The following is an 18,078-nucleotide window of genomic DNA, read 5'->3' as shown; positions in this document are numbered from 1 at the left end:
GAGGCCAGCGGTAGCTTTTTTGGAACCGAAAACAACATGGACGGGAACGGTCGGACGAACTTGCAATAAGCTGCTCGTCCAGATCGTCAATGGTTTGGCGCTCGCCAAGATCCATCCGAATGTATTGACCTTCATTGGGCTGGTGATCAATATTGGCGCCGCATGGCTTTTGGCATTAGGAGCATTCTGGCAGGCTGGCCTCGTGATTATCGGGGCCGGCCTGTTTGACATGGTGGATGGGCGCGTGGCGCGCCAGACGGGCCAGGTAACGATGTTTGGCGGCTTTTTCGATAGCGTACTCGATCGCTATTCCGATCTGGCCCTGCTCATTGGCCTGCTCGTGTACTACGGCAACATCAACCGCCCTCTTTACGTGGTGTTGACTGCCATCGTTATGATGGCCAGCGTCATGATCAGCTATACGAGAGCCCGCGCGGAGAATACGATTCCGCAGTGTAAGGTGGGCTTCCTCGAACGGCCCGAGCGGGTTGTGCTGTTGATCATCGGCGCACTTTTCGATCGGATGGCTCCGGTGCTGTGGATCGCCGCGATTCTCGGCAACCTGACGGTTGTCCATCGCATGATTTTTACCTACCAGGAAGCAAAGCGTCTCGAAGACGCGCAAACCCGCGTACCGTCGGCCTCCAACGTCGCGGTCGGGCACTCATCCCTCTAAAACAACAATTGCCGTAACGTGCGTCCGGGTGTGACTGAACGAGACGTGGATGGAGTCCACCGCTCTGCTATTGGCCAGTTGCGCCGCGGAGCCATGGAGCACCATCCGCGGAGCGCCGCTCGGCGACACCGTAATCTCGAAATCACGCCAGGACATGCCCGTGGTCCAGGACGCTTGCAGTGCCTTGAATGCTGCTTCTTTGGCTGCAAATCGAGCCGCAAAACGCTCGATCGAATTTCCTTTCCCTTCGCAGAACGCGATCTCGCCCGCAGTAAAAACTCGATTGAGAAAACGTGGGCCAAACCGCTCAATCGAGTCGCCGATGCGCGCGCTTTCTTCCAGATCAATGCCGATGCCGAGAATCATAAAGTAAGTCGTTTCAGAGACAATCGAAAACTGCCCCGTACTTATCTTCGCAGGGCGCAGGAGCAACCATGCGCACAGACATTGTGCATTCATGCCGGCACGGTAGACTGAAGGCTTCATGGGGACTTTGAGTTTTGCCGCTGCCCGGCGCGCGGTGCTCGATCGCGTTGCAATTCCAGGAGCGATTGCGACCGAGTCGGTGTGGCTCACCGATGCGATGGGACGGGTTTGCGCAGAAGACATCGGATCGGATCGGGACATGCCGCCGCTACCGCGCAGTCTGCGGGACGGCTTTGCGGTACGTTCGAGCGATCTGCCCGGAAGGTTGACGGTCGCTGGGGAGATTCGCGCCGGCCAGATGCCCACAGAAACTCTCGTGGCGGGCACGGCGGTCTCCATCATGACGGGAGCCGTGATTCCAGACGGGGCGGATCAGGTTGTGATGAAAGAGCATGTGACGCGGGCAGCCGATCGCGTCGAAACCTCACGCCCCGGAGTGGCAGGCGAATGGATCAGCGCCGCCGGGAGCATGGCGCAGTGCGGCGAGGTGGTGCTGCCTCATGGGACCCGGATTGGCGCCGGAGCCATCGCGATGCTCGCCAGTGTCGGCAGAACCCAGGTGAGCGTCCTGCGGCAGCCCGTAGTGAGAATTCTCGCGACAGGTGACGAAGTGGTTGAGATCGCGCGGCAACCCAATGCGACCGAGGTGCGGAATTCCAATTCCTGGGCCCTCGCCGCCGATGTCAAACGCTTTGGCGGCAGACCGGAGATCTTGCCGATTGCTCCCGATGACGAGACGGTCACCCGGGATCTGATCGAGTACGGGTTGAAGGCAGATCTGTTGCTGATCAGCGGCGGGGTGTCGGCTGGGGATTATGACTTTGTCGAATCCGCATTGTCGCAGTTGGGGGCCGAATTCTACTTCACTGAAGTTGCCATCCAACCCGGCAAACCGACCGTATTCGGCAAGGCCAGGGGAACCTATTTTTTCGGGTTGCCTGGCAATCCATTGTCTACGCTTGTGACCTTTCGAGTCTTTGCCGAGGCGGCACTGGCCCGGCTCTGCGGTGTCGCGGAACCTGATTTTCAATTGAGCCGGGCGGCGCTCCGCTCGCCCTACCGCCATCGTCCCGGACTCACTCGCTTTCTCCCCGGCAAACTGAGCAACGAAGGGCGCAGTGTCGAAGTATTGCCCTGGCAGGGATCTGGCGACATTCCAGCGCTGGTGAGAGCCAATTGCCTGGTGGTGGTGGACTCCGAACAGGAGGAATGGGCCGCTGGAGACAGCATTGAGGTGATTCCCGCATGAGCAAGCTGAGCCATTACGACGAAGCCGGCAGCGCCAGGATGGTGGATATTTCCGGCAAGAGCAGCACGGTGCGCACGGCGCGCGGGCATGCGTTTGTCAAAATGCCGGCGGCAGTGCTCGCTGCGCTCCCCCACAATCCGAAGGGAGATCCGCTCGAGGTGGCCCGCGTAGCCGCCATTCTCGCGGCAAAACGGACCTGGGAGCTGATTCCCCTCTGTCACCAGATCCCGCTGGCGAAAGTAGATCTGGAATTTGGTATCGAAGACACAGGCATACGCGTCACTAGTGCAGTAGCATGTACTGCTGGGACCGGTGCCGAAATGGAAGCGTTAACCGCCGCAGCGATTGCCGCTCTGACCATCTACGACATGACCAAAGCCCTTGACAAAGGGATTGAGATTACGGACCTGTATTTGCTGAGCAAGAGCGGAGGGAAGAGTGGTGACTATGAGAGGCCAGGAAATGATTAGGAAATTTCGAGGTTGGATTGCGATTGCCGTGGTCGCTTCCGTCGCAGGTGTCGCCATCTGGGCACAGGATGATGTCATCCGAGTCACAACGCTGAATATCGTCGCCCCGACTGTAGTGAAAGACCGCGATGGAAATTTCATTAATGGTCTCGATGTGAAGGACTTTGTCCTGCGCGATAACGGCAAGGCCCAGGATCTGCGTCTGGACCAGTCCTATGTGCCGATCTCGCTCGTGCTGGTGATCCAGCGCAGCGCCTCCACCGAGCCCGTACTGCCCACCGTGCAGAAAATCGGCTCGATGATCACTCCGTTGATCATTGGAGATCGTGGCGAGGCGGCGATCGTCACCTACGATCACCGGATCGAGCTGAAACAGGATTTTACGAACGACACCGACAAATTCAAAGCGGCCCTCGACACGCTACGCCCTGGTTCCCAGACGCGGGCGATGTCCGATGCGGTGCTCTATGCCGCTCGCATGCTGAAGAAACGGCCCAAAGATCAGCGCCGCGTCATCGTTCTGGTGAGTGAGACGCAAGAGAGCGGCAGCACGGCACATGTGAAGGACGCACTGCTCGAAGTGGAGCTGAACAACATCCTCGTTTACTCAATCAACATGTCGCGCATCATGAACAAGATCATGGCCAAGCCCGGCTACCCGCGGCCCGATCCCGTACCGCCGAGTGCGCGGCCCCTGCCGGCAGGGATGGCGAACAATCCAACGACTCAGGCGCAGATGGGCGGGATGAGCGGCAGCTTCGGCAACATCATTCCTCTGTTCCAGGAAGTCTTCACCGCCTCGAAGGCAATCTTCATCAGCAACCCGCAGGAACTCTATACGCGGTATACGGGGGGCAGTGAGTATTCCTTCCTGAACCTGCGCGGATTTGAGACCGCCGTACAGAAATTAGGCGAGGAACTGCAAAGCCAGTACCTGTTGAGTTACAGTCCGTCCAACAAATTGGAAGGCGGCTGGCATGCAATCGAGGTGGAAGTGCGGCGCGGCGACGCGACGGTGAAGACGCGTGGCGGATATTGGATGGCGGCACGGGTCAACTAAAATACAGGAAGCCATGCGCTTTCTGCTTTATCTTGCCTGTCTGAGCTCTGCCTTTGCGCAGAGCTCTGTTGTTGATCTGACCATCCTGCATTACAACGATTTCCATGCCCGGTTGCTGCCTTCGGCACAGGGCGTCGGTGGTGCAGCTTACCTGGCCAGTGCGATCAAGCAGGAGCGCACCCATTGCCCGCGTTGCGTGTTGCTGAGCGCTGGCGATAGCGTGCAAGGCACTCCGGTTAGCACCATCTTTCGCGGCTTACCCGTCTTTGAGGTCCTACGGCCCCTGGGAGTCGATGCCTTTGCCTTGGGCAACCATGAGTTCGACTACGGCTACGAGCGCATCAACGACTTCATGGCTGCCTCCGGACCTCCAGTATTGGCGGCAAACTTCCTGACGCCGGAAGGCCGTCTTTTCACCGACCAGGCAAGCGTCATTCTCGAGCGCGACGGCCTACGCATCGGCATCGTCGGCGCACTGATGCAGGATCTGGTTCCGAGCCTGGAGCCCCCCTCCAAGCTGGGCGCAAACCGCATGACGCCCACCCTTGAGGCCCTGCGTGCGGAAGCGGCGCGGTTGCAGGGCAAGACCGATATTCTAATTGCGCTGGTGCATCTGTGGAAAGAGGGCTGCGATCAGATCGTACGGGAGTTGCCGGAATATGCGATTACCGTCTCCGGCCACGATCATGGCGGGCTGCAGCAGATGTATCGCGCCGACGACCGGGTTGGCGTTCGCGTCCGGAGCTATGGCTCGGAGTTGGGACGGCTGGATCTTCGTTATGACAAGGCAACCCGCAAAGTAGTCAGCGCCGAGTGGAAGCGGATTCCGATCACGACAGCAGCTTACCAACCGGACCCCGAAGTCGCCAAGCTCGTGCAGAAGTGGGAAGACAAGGTGAAGGCCGTTGTCGATACGCCGATCGGGAACAGCGCCGCGAAGAAGAACAAGGAAGAGACACGCCTGTGGATCCAACAGGTGATGCGCGACAAGACTGGGGCTCAGTTCGCATTGATGAATAGCGGCGGGGTACGCGATCTTTTCCCTGCCGGCCGCATCCATGCACGCGATGTCTGGAATATCATGCCCTTCGATAACATGCTGGTGACCGCCCGGGTGCCGGGACGGCTGCTTCCGGATTCGATCCGGGGGGACCAGCAGATCGATCCTGCCAAGCTCTACAGCTTCACCACGATTGATTTCCTGGTGGAAGGCTGGCGAGTGGGTGCCGATTCCAAGATGAAGGAACTCGGCTCGCTGATGCCGCTGGAAGGGCCCTTTCTCCGCGACGCCATGATCGAATGGGTCCAGTCGAAGCAGACCGTGGAATAGAAGAGAGCACCACCCTGCCTCCCTTCTCCAATCGATTTCCCTGGCGAGCTTCGCCGAACCGCATTGCGCAGCAACTCGCGGCCAAAAGCCGGCCCCGGATCGATCTGTCCATTTCGAATCCCACCCAAGCCAGGCTCGCACTCCCCGATCCCTTCTCGATGAGCGCTCTGGGCAGCGAGGGCTATGCACCAAGCGCCACCGGGGCCGCCCACATGCGCGAAGCCGTGAGCCGCTATTACGCAGAAGAGTTTGGTAGCAGCGTCCGAGCCGAGGACGTGCTGCTCACCACAAGCACAAGTGAGGCCTACAGCTACTGTTTCAAGATGATCGCCGAGCCCGGAGCGACCGTCCTGCTCCCGGAGCCATCCTACCCGCTGCTGCGCTTTCTGGTGGAAGCCGAAGGCCTGGTGGCAGCCAGCTATCCGCTGCACGAAGCACATGGCCAATGGATTCTCGATCGCGAACGCTTGCTTGCCGCCTGCGATACCTCGACACGCGCCGTGGTGGTGGTGAACCCGAACAATCCCACCGGGCATTTTCTATCGAGTGAGGATGCCGCCTGGCTCAGCGAAGTGGCAGGCGAGCAGTTCTGGGTGGTCTGCGATGAGGTGTTTGCCGACTATGCCTGGGGCAGGCAGCCCAGCCAGTCGCTGACGCAGTTGCCGGTGACCAATGTGCTCTGTCTCAGCGGACTCTCGAAGATCTGCGCGTTGCCGCAGATGAAGCTGGGGTGGATCGTGATGCCCCCGGACGAAGCGGTACGAAAGAACCTCGAGTTGGTGGCCGACACCTATCTTTCTGTGTCCAGCCCCATCCAGGAGGCGGCGGTCCGCTGGCTGGAGCGGAGAGCCGAGTTCCAGTTGCCCATCCGGGAGCGGTGCCAGGCCAATCTGGCCACGATTCAGGCGAGTGTCCAGGATACGGCTTGGGCCCTGCTGCCCGTCGAGGCGGGATGGGCCGCGATTCTCCGGGGCCCGGCCAGCATGGATGAAGAGGATCTGGTGCTGTCGCTCTTGGAGCAAGGCATCATCGTCCAGCCGGGCTTCTACTACGATCTTCCCTTCCCTTGCAGCCTCGTTCTCAGCCTCCTGACGCCACCTGAGGACCTTGTGACCGGGCTGGCCACTATGAAGTCTTCTTGAAGATCAGGATGTGCTGCCAGGGTAAGTCTTCATTGACCGTATCCAGCACAAAGCCCTCATCCTCCACTTCCAGCTTTGCTTCCTTGACGCTCATCTTGTGCTCCGGGCGAATCGGAACATAAGGATCTTCCTTGCGGTATTCAAGCAGGATCAAACGCCCGTCATCTTTCAACGCGGCTCGCAAGTTCGAGAGCATCACCTGGGGATGTGAGAACTCATGATAGACGTCCACCATGAGAATGACATCGCAACTCTTGGCAGGGAGCTTGGGATCTTTTTCATTCCCAAGCACAGGCTCCACATTGGAGATCTTCTGCTGGCGCATTCTCTTCTTGAGAAGCGACAACATTTCGGGCTGAATGTCGGTCGCAAATACCTTGCCCGTGGGCCCCACAACAGGCGCAATCCGGAGCGTGTAATATCCGCTTCCTGCCCCGATATCGGCAACCACCATGCCCTTTTCCAACTGCAGCAATTGAATCGCCCGGCTAGGATTTTCTTCGGCCTCCCGCTCATCTCTTTCGAGCCAATTCGCGCCGCCCATCCCCATGACTTGCGCAAGGCGTCTGCCCGATTTCGGATGCTGAATCTGAGCGAAAAGAGAGGTGCTAAAAACACAAAGGAGAAGAATTGGAGCGAGAATCTGTCGTCTAGGCAATTGCCAACACCCCCCAAAGTGAATTACGCTCATACCGAGTAAGATGACACAAGTTGAACCACAGTTCCATTCCCGACGATTCTTTCTGACAGCGACGAGTGTGGCTGCGGTCCTGCAATTTGGCTGCGCAAAAGATGCACTCGAGACCGATGCCAACATCCAGCGGGCGTCCAAGACATTTAAGATGGGCGAACGCGCCAGCGTTGGCTTGCTCACCTATAGCGTTCTTGAGTCTACTTACTTCACGCAATTGGGCGATCAGGGAAAAGTACGGCTGGCGGAAAAGAGATTTCTCGTCATTCGCCTTTCCATTACGAATGGCGGCGGGAAGGAAGCAGAGATCCCACTCTTCCGGCTGGTTGATAACCAGGGAGTGGAGACTCCCGAGTTGCAGGAAGCGGAATTTCTCTCCGGATGGTTTGGCATCATTCGCAAAGTTGGTCCGACGATGACAGAAGAAGGACGCATCCTTTTCGATGTCACACCCAAGAACTACAAATTGGAAGTGAGCGACGGCGGCGAAACCGGCAAGGAGCAACTCGCATTTATTGAAATCCCGATGGACTTCGATACGGCCGAACCCATCCCCGCCGCAGGTCAAGGCATTCCGTCTGCACCAGCCGCGCAGAAATAAAAACTGATCCAGTTGTCGGCTTGCTTGAGTTGCCGCTTCAACTCGAGCTTACCTGATTTCTCCGGCAGCACCAGCCGCCGGTCATGCTGCATCAGAAGTAAATCGGGCGGGTTCTCGCCGAAATATTGGAGGCAGTTGAGATACTCGGCCTCTGCCTCATACGGCGGATCGACAAAAACGATTCCCGGAAAAGGCCGGGAGAGCGCCGCCCGTACTTTCTTGGCGATCACGTTGGTGCGCTTCTCGATGCCGAGACTTTTCAAGTTGGCCCGCAGCGCTTCGAGCGCGAGGCGGTCGTGCTCGACAAACGTCACCGAGGACGCGCCCCGGCTGAGTGCTTCAATACCAACGGCGCCTGAGCCCGCATAGAAATCGGCAAAGGGCACGCCTTCCAGTTGGGGCGCGATGGAGCTGAAGAGCGATTCCCGCAACCGGTCAGGTGTGGGTCTCGTGGCCTCGCCCTTGGGCGCCATCAATTTTCTACTGCGGAATTCTCCCGCGATCACTCTCATCGTGTTCTAACCCACCTGCCCCAGGCCGTAACGGCGCTGCCAATTCTGTTCGAGATACTGCAATGCATTGCGGTATCCCTCTGTCCCATTTTCCCGTTCGATGAAGGCGCGTGCCTCTTCGCGGGCCATTTCGAGGATTTCGCGGTCTTTGAGGATGTGTGCAAAGCGCAATTGCGGGAGTCCGGACTGCCGCGTGCCAAAGAATTCCCCGGGCCCGCGGATCTCAAGGTCGGTCTCCGCCAGCCGGAAGCCATCGCTGGTTTGCACCATCGCGCGAATCCGTTGCTCACTCACTTCATTCAGCTTTCCCGTCACCAGGTGGCAGAAGCTCGCATGCGCCCCCCGCCCCACCCGGCCGCGCAATTGGTGCAACTGGGCGAGGCCAAACTTCTCCGCATTCTCGATCACCATCACCGTTGCGTTGGGAACATCCAAACCGACTTCGACAACGGTTGTCGCCACCAGAACATCCACCTCATGATTTTTGAACTGCTGCATCACCGCATCCTTGTCCCCGGAGCTCAACTGGCCATGCAAGAGCGCGACACGGAACCCGGAGAAGATCTTCCCGGAGTGCATCTCAAACATCTTTTGCGCGCTCTTGAGATCGGGCGAGTGCTCCGAATCGTCCACGAGCGGATAGACGATGTAGGCCTGCCGGCCTTGCACCAGTTCTTTGCGAACCGCCTCCCAGACACTCTTCGCCGCAGTCGCCGGAGAATGCTTCGTGATGACCGGCTTGCGGCCAGGCGGCATCTCGTCGATCACACTGACGTCCAGATCGCCGTAAATGGTCAATGCGAGCGTGCGAGGGATCGGCGTTGCCGTCATCACCAGCACGTCAGGGGCGAGGCCTTTCTGGCGCAGGAAGAGGCGCTGCAGCACGCCAAAGCGATGTTGCTCATCGATGATCGCAAGCCCTAATTTTGCGAACTCAACGCTCTTCTCGAGAATGGCATGCGTGCCCACCACAATCTGCACATGCCCCTCGGCGATCAGCTTCTTCACCTGCTGCTTCTCGCGCGCCGTTTGTGAGCCCACCATCATCGCGACGTTGTAGCCGAGGCGGCGGAAGAACTTCTGCATCGACAAGTAGTGCTGCGTCGCCAGGATCTCCGTCGGAGCAAGCAACGCCACCTGGTAGCCATTTTCCACCGCAATCACCGCAGCCTCGGCAGCCACCAGCGTCTTGCCGCTGCCCACGTCCCCTTGCAGCATGCGGTTCATCGGGTGAGGCTGCGACATGTCTGTCGCGATCTCCTTCAAGGCCCGCAACTGCGCCGCTGTCGGCTTGAAGGGCAGCATCTGCTTCACCCGCTCGCGGATCTTGTCAGTGAGTTGGAAGGCGATTCCCGGACTGCGCTTCACCTCGCGCTGCTTGCGCAACAGCCCAAACTCCAACCAAAAGAACTCTTCAAAGATCAGGCGCATGTGGCCCGGAGAGCGGCGGCTATTCAGCGCATCGAGATTCAGCTCCGTCGGCGGCTCGTGCACCTCGTGCAGGGCTTTGCCAATGCGCGGCAAACGGAAGCGCGTGAGGATGTCAGCGGGCAAGGCATCATTCAGTTCTCCGGTCGCCTCCATTGCCCGGCTGACAAAGCGCCGGATCTGCTTGGTGGAGATCTTGCCGATGGATTCATAGATGGGGACGATGCGGCCCATGTGGAGCGCGAGTTCCGGATCGCCCTCCTCGGGAAGCACTTCGAACTCGGGATGGGCAAGAAAGACGCGGCCCCCCTGGAAGTCGAACTCCGCCTTCCCAAAGAGCGCCAGACGGAGGCCAGGGACAATCTCGCTCGCCAGATACTTCGCGTTGTACCAGCGCGCCTGGAGACGATTGCCCTGCTCGTCCTGAAGCTCGGCTTCAAAGAGGACTTGCGATCCTTTGCGCCAGGTGCGCGTACGCGTCGAGGCGACAATCGCAAGCAAGGCCCCGCTCTGCCCTTCCCGGAAGTGTTTGAGCGGCAGAAAGCGGCTCCGGTCCTCATAACGGAATGGGGGGCAGAATAAAAGATCCTCAACGGTTTCGAGCCCCTTGGCCCTCAACTTTTCAGCGAGGGCGGGGCCTACTCCCTTGAGGAATTGCAATGGGGCAGAGAGTCGAACCAAAGCCGTAGTGTACAATGCCGGGCATGCGTTTTCCCGCTTCTCTTCTTCTTTTCTTCGCCACACTGCTTTCCGCAGCCGAGATCCGTATCGGAATTATCGGCACCGACACGTCTCATGTCGGCGCGTTCACCAAAATTTTGAATGACCCCAAGAACCCGGATTATGTTCCCGGTGTGCGCGTGGTGGCTGCGTATAAAGGCGGAAGCAAGGACATTGAATCGAGTGCAAAGCGCATCGATCAATACGCGAACGAGTTGGCCCAGAACTGGAATGTCGAAATCGTACCTGACATCGCGACACTGCTCAGCAAAGTGGATGTGGTACTGCTCGAGAGCGTCGACGGCCGCACGCATCTGGAACAAGCAAAGCCAATCATCGCCGCCGGGAAACCCTTTTTTATCGACAAGCCGCTCGCTTCGCGTCTTGAGGATGCTGTTGAGATCGCCCGCCTGGCCCGCTCGCGCAACGTGAAGTGGTTTACCTCATCGAGCCTCCGCTGGGCCAAGAGCCTTGCACCGCTGCAGCAACAGCCGTTGAAGGGCGCACTCATCTGGGGCCCGGGACCGCTCGAAGAACATCACTATCTCGACCTGAGCTGGTACGGCATCCACGCCGCAGAGATGCTGTTTACAGTGATGGGAAGGGGCTGCGAGACGGTGACGCGCATCTACACGCCGGACCAGGACGAAGTAAGCTGCGTATGGAGCGATGGCCGGGTAGGAACCGTGCGGACGCTGCGTCCTTATGCCGATTTCGGCGCAGTGGGCTTCCAGAAGGACAACAAGGTCCTCCAGACTCCCACGAAGTTTGAGTATTCCTATGTTCCGCTCGTCAGGGAAATCGTTCAGTTCTTCAAGACCGGCCAGGCTCCGGTGGATCCGGCGGAAAGCATCGAAATCTTTGCCTTCCTGGACGCGGCCCAGAAGAGCCGCGAACAGGGTGGCAAACCAGTCAAAATGACCAAGCCGAAGTTCTAAAAACCAGGCTTAAGCAACTCCGCCCGCCTGCTCGAAAGCGTAGGCGAGGCGGAACATCGTACTCTCCTGGAAGTGTCCGGCAAAGATCTGCATGCCGACAGGCAGGCCTTCTGGAGTAACGCCACAAGGAACGCTCATGCAGGGGATACCGGCCAGATCTCCCGTGATCGTGTAAATATCCGAGAGATACATCTGCATCGGGTCAGCGATCTTCTCGCCCAGCTTGAAGGCCGGGAAGGGGCTGACCGGCGCCACCAGCGCATCCACTTCCTTCAAGGCATTGGAATAGTCGGCGGCAATGAGCGAGCGCACCTTCTGCGCCTTCAGATAATATGCATCGTAGTAGCCATGGCTCAGCACATAGGTGCCGAGCATGATGCGGCGCTTGCACTCCATGCCAAAGAAAGAGTCCCGCGTCCGCGCATACATTTCGCCAAGAGTGGAAGCCTCGGCCCGCGCCGTGTAGCGCACGCCGTCGTAGCGGGCCAGGTTGGAGCTCGCCTCAGCCGTACAGATGATGTAGTAGGTGCTGATGGCATAAGGCGTGTGCGGCAAGCTCACTTCCTTCACCTCACAGCCCAGCTTGCGCAGCACGTCCAGACCGGCATGGATCTTGTCGCCCGTCTCCGCAGCCAGCCCTTCGAAGTATTCCTTCGGGATGCCGATCTTCATGCCCTTCACCGGCTTGCGCATCTCCGTCTGGTAATCGTCGACCGGAGCAAAAGCGCTGGTCGCATCCAATTCGTCACGGCCGGCAATCGCTTCCAGAACAGTTGCGGCATCAGAGACATTGCGCGCAAAAGGACCGATGTGATCGAGGCTGCTGGCAAATGCAACCAGGCCATAGCGGCTGATCCGGCCATAGGTGGGCGTCACACCCACCACGCCACAGAACGAGGCGGGCTGGCGGATGGAACCACCGGTATCAGAACCCAGCGAAGCAACCGCCGTACCTTGAGCGACCACCGCCGCCGAACCACCACTGGACCCACCAGGGACACGATCGAGCGCCACCGGATTGCGCACCGGACCAAAGGCCGAGTTCTCGTTAGAAGAACCCATCGCGAATTCATCGCAGTTCGCCTTACCGATGATCAAGGCGCCAGCGGCCTTCAGGCGTTCTACCGCAGTGGCATCGTAGGGAGGAATGTAGTGCTCCAGCATCCGCGAGGCGCAGGTGGTGCGCACGCCTTTGGTGGAGATGACGTCCTTGACGCCGATGGGAACGCCGGCTAGCAGGCCTGGATCCTCGCCGCGCGCAATCTTTTCGTCGACAACTTTGGCAGTAGCCGTGGCGAGTTCGGGGCTGAAGGTCAGGTAGCCATTGGTTTTTGAATTCTCAGCTTCGGCAAAACGAAGGGCCTGTCCGGCCAACTCCGTCGCGCTGAACTTCTTTTCGCGCAAACCATCGCGCACCTGGGCAATCGTGAGAGAAGAAATGTTTTCCATGGGGCGCTCCTGTTAGCGTTCGATGACTCTTGGGACCTTGAAGTGTCCCGCGCCACTCAAGGCGGAATTCCGAAGGGCGTCCGCGGTGCCAAGGATCGTCCGGTCGCGCACAACGTCGGCGCGCAAGGAAGCCGTGGGGGAGGCCTCAAAGAGAACCTGCGCCATCGGCTCCACATTGCTCGTGTCGAGCCCGGCCAGTTGTTCCATGTGAGTCAGCACCTCGGCCATGTCGTGCGCCATGCGCGACACCTCATCGTCGTTCAGTTCGAGGTTCGCCAGCTTGGCAATTTTGCGCACGTCGTCTTTGCTAAATTCCATCTCTCAAGATTTTCTCATTGGAGACGGCACCTTGACCAGCACTCAACCCGCGATTGCGCGTCTCTTCGACTTCAAGTACATCCGCCGCAAGCCGGGATCGCTAATCCGTCTGGCCTCCGGGTGGGTGAGTTCCAACTGGAACTGCGCATTCGTGTCCGAGGTGGCAGCAGACTGCGGCATCCGCCGGGGGATCGCAATCCGATACTCAATCTGCCGCGCAATCTGCCGGCCTAAGAGCTTTTCCAGCTTGGTCAGAATCTGACGCTCGAGGGTCATCAGTTGCGACTGCCAAACACGGTCTCCCACTTCGATGACCATCCGGTCGCGAATCAGTTCCCGGAAGTGCGCATGGGCTTCGATCTTTTCGCCCACAGCAACACGCCAGGCCGCGCGCACGAGTTCTTCGTCGCCCACCAATCGATTCTTCAATTTCGCGATATGCCGGAGTGCTTGATCCATCAACTAGCGAATTCTCTTGCGCCGCATCTGATCCAAAACCAGGAAACCACCAATCGCCAAGGCCCAGGTGCCTGGCTCTGGAACATTCTCGCCCGTCTGGATGAAATGGGAGAGCGCGTAGAGATACGTATCACCAGCATACTCACCAAAGGTCCCGTTCGGACCAATCGAGCCATCAATATCTGGCGGATTCACGCAGGCAAACAAACCCATCCCCGTATCGCAGCCAATGAAGCTGTGCAATCCGACCGAGTAGTAGACCCCATTGAGATTGATCAGCGAGGGCCCTCCGCTGTCGCCAAACACGGCAATCCCCTGCTTGCCGCCGAGTGAATCCTTTTCTCCGTAAGCAAAATGAGTGACATAGCAGAGCGCACTCGTGGCCGGGCAATCGACGGCAGGATTCGTTAAATGGTTCGTAGGCGTGTCGCTCTGTGTGAAATCGTAGAGCAGGATGTTCGAGCCCAGGAGTTGGTCATAGCGATTGGTGGCACGATGCAGATCCACCCCATCGGCGCAAGCACCATTGGGCTCCGAAACCACACTCCCCGTTAAGGGCGAACCACAGCGGCCCCGGCCAAAGAGTTCGAACTCGGTCGGCCCAGTGATGGGGAAGTCGTAAACCGGGTAAGTGTGGATTGAATCCGGCAAGATGCCGTCATCAAAGCGAAGCAGCGCGATGTCGTACCCGTTTACAAGATTTGAAGAGTTGAAGAGGGGATTCACCAGCACGGAAGTTGGGGTAAATGTCTGAGTACCAACGCCGCCCGGATTGGCATCCGGAAGCCAGAAGGTGACCTGCGGCGTTCCTCCTCCGGAAACGCAGTGCGCCGCGGTCAGAACCACATTGAGTGAAATGGCAAATCCGGTACAGGAATTTCCATTGATACCAGCGATGCCGTTAAAAATATTGTTCGCGGCATCGGGAATCCCATAGTAAGCAGATTCATTCCCCGCGTCCTTGATGATGACGCCAAATCCTGGAATTACACCCAGGAACAATACGGCCAGCAACCGCTTCCAGTGCGCTTTCAAATTGTCCCTCCGATGCAGGATAGCAGACGCCGCTAAAATTGGGACTACGATGTCCGCATTGGGAAGAACCGTATTTCAAAAGGGATTTGAGCTAATTTTAGCGAGTGCGTCACCGCGCAGGAAGGACCTGCTCCGCATGGCTGGCGTCGATTGTATTGTGCGTCCTTCGGACCTCGAAGAAGTCCGAGCCCAGGGGGAATCCGCACGGGATTATGTCGGCCGTTTGTCGATCGAGAAGGCCGCCGCCCAAAAGGCGGAAGCCCACCAGGGAATCCTGGCGGCGGACACGACCGTGGTGGTTCTGGACGGAACAAATGAAATCGTACTGGAGAAACCAGACGATGCGCGTCATGCCCAGGAAATGCTGCGGCTCCTGGCCGGAAGAGCACATTCCGTCTTCACCGGAGTTTGTTTTCAGTACGGGGAGCGGCGCTTCCACTGCGTCGAAGAAACCCGGGTCCATTTTGCCCCCATGACCGAGGCCGAGATTGCAAGCTATGTCGCAAGCGGCGAGGCCTTCGGGAAGGCGGGCGCCTACGCCATCCAGGGACAAGCCTCGCGCTACATCGAGCGTGTTGAGGGCTGCTACTTCAATGTCGTGGGCCTGCCGGTGCATCGCAGCTTTGCGCTTTTCGGCGCAGCAGGCGTACTCGCTAAGGCTTAAAGCTCGTTGCCGTCTTGCGCAGCCAGGCGACAAAGTCAGGAGGCAAGGCCATTGTCGACAGGCGACTGTTGCGCACCAGTTGAAAGTCAGGAAAAAGACCGGTGGCCTTGATCTGGTGCAGGGTCACCGGAGCCGCCAGACGGCCTCCGAATCGATAGGTAAACACGGCAAGCTTCGGATCGTTGGGGTCTGGACGAGCATCCCCTTCGACATAGCCCCAGCCGACGATCGCAGCTTGGCCCTGGGAATGGTAACAAACGACGCAATCCCCATCCTTCATGAGCCGGATCGCCTGCAAGGCCTGATGATTCTTGACGCCATCCCAGACCGTTTTTCCGTCCCGCTCCAGATCATCGAAGGAATAGGTAAGTGGGTCCGATTTTGCTAAATAAAATTTCATTGGCACTTCATCTCCGATTATCCCCGCACTTTCGAACTACATCTAAGACATTTCGATTGGGCCCTAGGTACTAGAGTTCTGGGCTTTTGCTTGTTGTAAACTTGAGGCTGACGTACGAGTCATATGTCTTTCGGCAAACAATTGCCGAAGCTCGTCAAGTGGAGGGAAGACGTGTTTTGTAAATGGTATCGTACCGTGCTATGCACAGTACTCTTGGGCTCGCAGCTCATGCTTTTGGGTCAGACGGCACCGAATCAAACCGAAACGAAACCAGCTCCCGCAGCGGAGGAAAAGCCAGAAGTCTCTCCAACCTCCGGCGGAGCAGCGGTAGACCCAAGATCTTATCGAATTGGAGCCGAGGATGTTCTCCTGCTCCGCATCTGGCGGGAGCCTGATCTCTCTGGATTATTTACAGTCCGGCCCGACGGCAAGATCAATCTGATGCTCGTTGGCGAGTTGGACGCCGCCGAGCGGACTCCCGTAGAACTGGAAGCGCAGATTGCAAAAGCCTATGAGAAGGTGTTGAAGAATCCTCTCGTGACGCTGCAAGTGCAGCGCGTCGAAAGCAAGCGCTACTACATTTCGGGAGAAGTAAACCGCACCGGCGCGTTTCCGTTGATCCGCCCCATTACCGTTCTTGAAGCGCTGACCATGGCTGGCGGCATCCGGGAGTTTGGCAATGCCAAAAAAATTGTGATTATGCGCGGGAAAGAACGAATCAAATTCAACTACGCCGAAGTCATCAAGGGCAAGAAATTAGAACAGAATATTGCGCTTGAGCCCGGCGATCACGTCGTCGTTCCCTAGACTCCAGGCACCCAAGGACCAGACTCATGCAACCGACATACGATCCACTCGCCATTCAATCTCGCAGTCTAGATATCGAAGACTATATCGATGTCGTGCGCCGTCACCGCTCCTGGATCCTCGGCCCGATTCTCGCAGGGCTGGTGATCAGCGTAGTCGTCGCGTTTCTATGGCCCGATACCTACATCTCGAGCGCGAAGATTCGCGTCCTGCCGCCGCAGGTACCAGAGGGACTGCTGGCGATGCCGATGAATGTCGACATGAGCCAGCGCGTCAACCAGATGACGCAGAGCATTCTCAGCCGCGCCAATCTGACCAACATCATCAACACCTACCAGTTGTACCCGAGAGAACGCCGCCGCCTTCCGATGGAGGACATCATCGAAGACATGCGCACCTCGGCGATCAAGGTGGACGTGGTGAATGGCGGTGGTCTCAATGCGAACAAGACCATGGCCTTCGGCGTAATGTTCAAGTACGAGAATCGCTTCACCGCACAGCGCGTCTGCGCCGACCTCGTCTCCAAGTTCATTGATGAGAACGTCCGTGAGCGCACCAGTTCGTCCACCCAAATGAAGGACTTCGTTGAAGATCAGTGGACCAGCCGCAAACGGGAACTGGATGCGATTGAAGAGCAGATGGCAAAGTTCAAGTCGGCCAATGTGGGCCGGACCCCCGAACAGCAAGGCGCGACATTTAGTGCGATCAACGGCATTGAATCCCGCATGACGAATATCAATGCCGCCTTGGGACGTGTCAATCAGGACCGGCTGATCATCGAAAACCAGATCAGCATCTCCAAAGATCAGTTGCGCCAGATTACGACGCCAACCTCCGAAAATATTACGACGATCATCCCGAAGAATGAGCGTCTGGTTACGCTCGAACGCGATGTCGCCAACTTCGAGAACCGCTTACAGAGCCTGCGCGAGCAATACCAGGAAACGCACCCGGATATCAAAGCGTTGGTGGCCAATCTACAGTTGATGCGTAAGGAACGGGACCGCTTACAGAAGGCCCAGGACGATCTTGAAGCGCAGGCCAAGAAAGGTACGAACGTTATTTCCGGCCTTCGTCCCGAAACAGCGCGGGAAGCCCGCATGCTCGAGGCGCAGATCCAGCAGTTGCAGGGTCGCATCGAGGCCTCAAAGATGGAAGAGGAAACCTACAAGAAGGCGCTTGTCGATGCAGATCGTGCCGCGCGCCAGTTGCAGGGTACTCTCGCCACCATGCCTTCGAGCGAGAAGGAATACGAGCAGCTACGCTTGCAAGCCATGTTGGCCCGCCGCGACTTTGAAGAAATCGACCGGATGCGGCAACGCGCAGGCGCAGCGGTTGAACTTGAAAACAGAAAGCAGACCGAGAAGCTCGAAATTCTCGATCAGGCTTCGCTTCCCTTGAACCCCGCAGAACCCAAGCGATGGCAGATCATCCTCGGTGGAGCCATCGGTGGTTTGATTCTCGGCATCTGTCTCGCCGGCGCGAGGGAGATGAAAGATTCCACGCTGAAGAATTTGAAGGATGTTCGGGCGTACACGCAATTGACCATCCTGGGTTGTATTCCGCTCCTCGAGAATGACCTCGTCGTGCGGCGCCGGAGACGCCTCGCCTGGCTAGGATGGTCGACCGCCTGCTTGGCGAGCATCGCCATCATGGTGGGCTCTGTCATTTTCTACATATCGAGCAAGTCCTAGGCGACGACA

General features: G+C 58.1%; 20 protein-coding genes. 11 read left to right on the top strand and 9 right to left on the bottom strand.

What is annotated here, in order from left to right:
• The first annotated feature begins 19 nt into the window (after positions 1–19).
• Positions 20–676: a CDP-alcohol phosphatidyltransferase family protein gene (locus M017_RS0113405; RefSeq protein WP_051670035.1), complete on the top strand. Its 657-nt coding sequence runs from the start codon at positions 20–22 to the stop codon at positions 674–676.
• On the opposite strand, the gene acpS is transcribed toward M017_RS0113405, so the two are convergent.
• Positions 665–1,162: a holo-ACP synthase gene (acpS, locus tag M017_RS0113400; RefSeq protein ID WP_202901652.1), complete on the bottom strand. Its 498-nt coding sequence runs from the start codon at positions 1,160–1,162 to the stop codon at positions 665–667. The genes M017_RS0113405 and acpS overlap by 12 nt on opposite strands.
• Here acpS and M017_RS0113395 point away from each other — a divergent pair.
• From M017_RS0113395 to M017_RS0113375, 5 genes are read left to right on the top strand one after another with little or no spacing between them, the layout of a single operon-like run.
• Positions 1,161–2,351 carry a molybdopterin molybdotransferase MoeA gene (locus M017_RS0113395; protein WP_031498537.1) on the top strand — a complete coding sequence of 397 codons (1,191 nt, stop codon included), beginning with the start codon at positions 1,161–1,163 and terminating at the stop codon, positions 2,349–2,351. The two genes, acpS and M017_RS0113395, sit on opposite strands and share 2 nt — an antisense overlap.
• Complete coding sequence (moaC, locus tag M017_RS0113390) at positions 2,348–2,821, top strand: cyclic pyranopterin monophosphate synthase MoaC (RefSeq protein WP_031498536.1); 474 nt, start codon at positions 2,348–2,350, stop codon at positions 2,819–2,821. The genes M017_RS0113395 and moaC overlap by 4 nt, the downstream gene beginning before the upstream one ends.
• Positions 2,814–3,881, top strand: a complete 1,068-nt coding sequence (locus M017_RS0113385; protein ID WP_031498535.1) for a VWA domain-containing protein — start codon at positions 2,814–2,816, stop codon at positions 3,879–3,881. Before moaC ends, M017_RS0113385 begins: the two co-directional genes overlap by 8 nt.
• A 13-nt stretch (positions 3,882–3,894) precedes the next feature.
• The gene (locus tag M017_RS0113380) at positions 3,895–5,211 is read left to right on the top strand and encodes a bifunctional metallophosphatase/5'-nucleotidase (protein WP_031498534.1); all 1,317 of its coding nucleotides are present in this window, start codon (positions 3,895–3,897) and stop codon (positions 5,209–5,211) included.
• Positions 5,181–6,353 carry a pyridoxal phosphate-dependent aminotransferase gene (locus M017_RS0113375; protein ID WP_051670033.1) on the top strand — a complete coding sequence of 391 codons (1,173 nt, stop codon included), beginning with the start codon at positions 5,181–5,183 and terminating at the stop codon, positions 6,351–6,353. The genes M017_RS0113380 and M017_RS0113375 overlap by 31 nt, the downstream gene beginning before the upstream one ends.
• On the opposite strand, the gene M017_RS0113370 is transcribed toward M017_RS0113375, so the two are convergent.
• A complete protein-coding gene (locus M017_RS0113370) occupies positions 6,337–6,897 on the bottom strand; it encodes a class I SAM-dependent methyltransferase (RefSeq protein ID WP_238325884.1) in 561 nt (186 codons plus the stop codon). The genes M017_RS0113375 and M017_RS0113370 overlap by 17 nt on opposite strands.
• Positions 6,898–7,054: 157 nt before the next feature.
• Here M017_RS0113370 and M017_RS0113365 point away from each other — a divergent pair, with 157 nt between their 5' ends.
• A complete protein-coding gene (locus M017_RS0113365; protein ID WP_031498530.1) occupies positions 7,055–7,645 on the top strand; it encodes a DUF4352 domain-containing protein in 591 nt (196 codons plus the stop codon).
• Here M017_RS0113365 and rsmD read toward each other — a convergent pair.
• Together rsmD and recG are read right to left on the bottom strand one after the other, a co-directional pair.
• Positions 7,609–8,157 (bottom strand): 16S rRNA (guanine(966)-N(2))-methyltransferase RsmD, encoded by a 549-nt coding sequence (rsmD, locus tag M017_RS0113360; protein WP_031498529.1) that lies wholly within the window; start codon positions 8,155–8,157, stop codon positions 7,609–7,611. The genes M017_RS0113365 and rsmD overlap by 37 nt on opposite strands.
• Positions 8,158–8,163: 6 nt before the next feature.
• A complete protein-coding gene (gene recG, locus M017_RS0113355; RefSeq protein ID WP_035958332.1) occupies positions 8,164–10,266 on the bottom strand; it encodes an ATP-dependent DNA helicase RecG in 2,103 nt (700 codons plus the stop codon).
• A 23-nt stretch (positions 10,267–10,289) separates the two neighbouring features.
• On the opposite strand from recG, the gene M017_RS0113350 reads away from it, so the two are divergent.
• Entirely contained in the window at positions 10,290–11,243 is a 954-nt protein-coding gene (locus M017_RS0113350) for a Gfo/Idh/MocA family protein (protein ID WP_031498527.1), read from the top strand.
• 9 nt (positions 11,244–11,252) lie between these two features.
• Here the strand turns inward: M017_RS0113350 and gatA are convergent, their stop codons facing one another.
• From gatA to M017_RS0113330, 4 genes are read right to left on the bottom strand one after another with little or no spacing between them, the layout of a single operon-like run.
• Entirely contained in the window at positions 11,253–12,692 is a 1,440-nt protein-coding gene (gene gatA, locus M017_RS0113345; RefSeq protein ID WP_031498526.1) for an Asp-tRNA(Asn)/Glu-tRNA(Gln) amidotransferase subunit GatA, read from the bottom strand.
• A gap of 12 nt (positions 12,693–12,704) precedes the next feature.
• On the bottom strand, positions 12,705–13,010 hold the full coding sequence (gatC, locus tag M017_RS0113340) for an Asp-tRNA(Asn)/Glu-tRNA(Gln) amidotransferase subunit GatC (protein WP_031498524.1): 306 nt from the start codon (positions 13,008–13,010) through the stop codon (positions 12,705–12,707).
• A 42-nt stretch (positions 13,011–13,052) separates the two neighbouring features.
• The gene (locus M017_RS0113335; RefSeq protein ID WP_155121399.1) at positions 13,053–13,469 is read right to left on the bottom strand and encodes a DciA family protein; all 417 of its coding nucleotides are present in this window, start codon (positions 13,467–13,469) and stop codon (positions 13,053–13,055) included.
• Between the two features lie 3 nt (positions 13,470–13,472).
• Positions 13,473–14,504: a trypsin-like serine protease gene (locus M017_RS0113330; protein ID WP_162179918.1), complete on the bottom strand. Its 1,032-nt coding sequence runs from the start codon at positions 14,502–14,504 to the stop codon at positions 13,473–13,475.
• 49 nt (positions 14,505–14,553) lie between these two features.
• Here M017_RS0113330 and M017_RS0113325 point away from each other — a divergent pair, with 49 nt between their 5' ends.
• The gene (locus M017_RS0113325) at positions 14,554–15,168 is read left to right on the top strand and encodes a Maf family protein (protein WP_051670030.1); all 615 of its coding nucleotides are present in this window, start codon (positions 14,554–14,556) and stop codon (positions 15,166–15,168) included.
• On the opposite strand, the gene M017_RS0113320 is transcribed toward M017_RS0113325, so the two are convergent.
• A complete protein-coding gene (locus M017_RS0113320; RefSeq protein ID WP_031498518.1) occupies positions 15,158–15,568 on the bottom strand; it encodes an EVE domain-containing protein in 411 nt (136 codons plus the stop codon). The genes M017_RS0113325 and M017_RS0113320 overlap by 11 nt on opposite strands.
• Positions 15,569–15,796: 228 nt before the next feature.
• On the opposite strand from M017_RS0113320, the gene M017_RS0113315 reads away from it, so the two are divergent.
• The gene (locus M017_RS0113315) at positions 15,797–16,375 is read left to right on the top strand and encodes a polysaccharide biosynthesis/export family protein (protein ID WP_162179917.1); all 579 of its coding nucleotides are present in this window, start codon (positions 15,797–15,799) and stop codon (positions 16,373–16,375) included.
• Positions 16,376–16,401: 26 nt separating this feature from the next.
• Positions 16,402–18,069 (top strand): GumC family protein, encoded by a 1,668-nt coding sequence (locus M017_RS0113310; protein ID WP_031498516.1) that lies wholly within the window; start codon positions 16,402–16,404, stop codon positions 18,067–18,069.
• Positions 18,070–18,078 lie beyond the last annotated feature (9 nt).

Origin of the sequence: Bryobacter aggregatus MPL3 (genome assembly GCF_000702445.1) — a bacterium.
Classification (GTDB): domain Bacteria; phylum Acidobacteriota; class Terriglobia; order Bryobacterales; family Bryobacteraceae; genus Bryobacter; species Bryobacter aggregatus.
The sequence above is the reverse complement of the archived record's forward strand: the minus strand, read 5'-3'. Positions and strand labels throughout refer to the sequence as shown.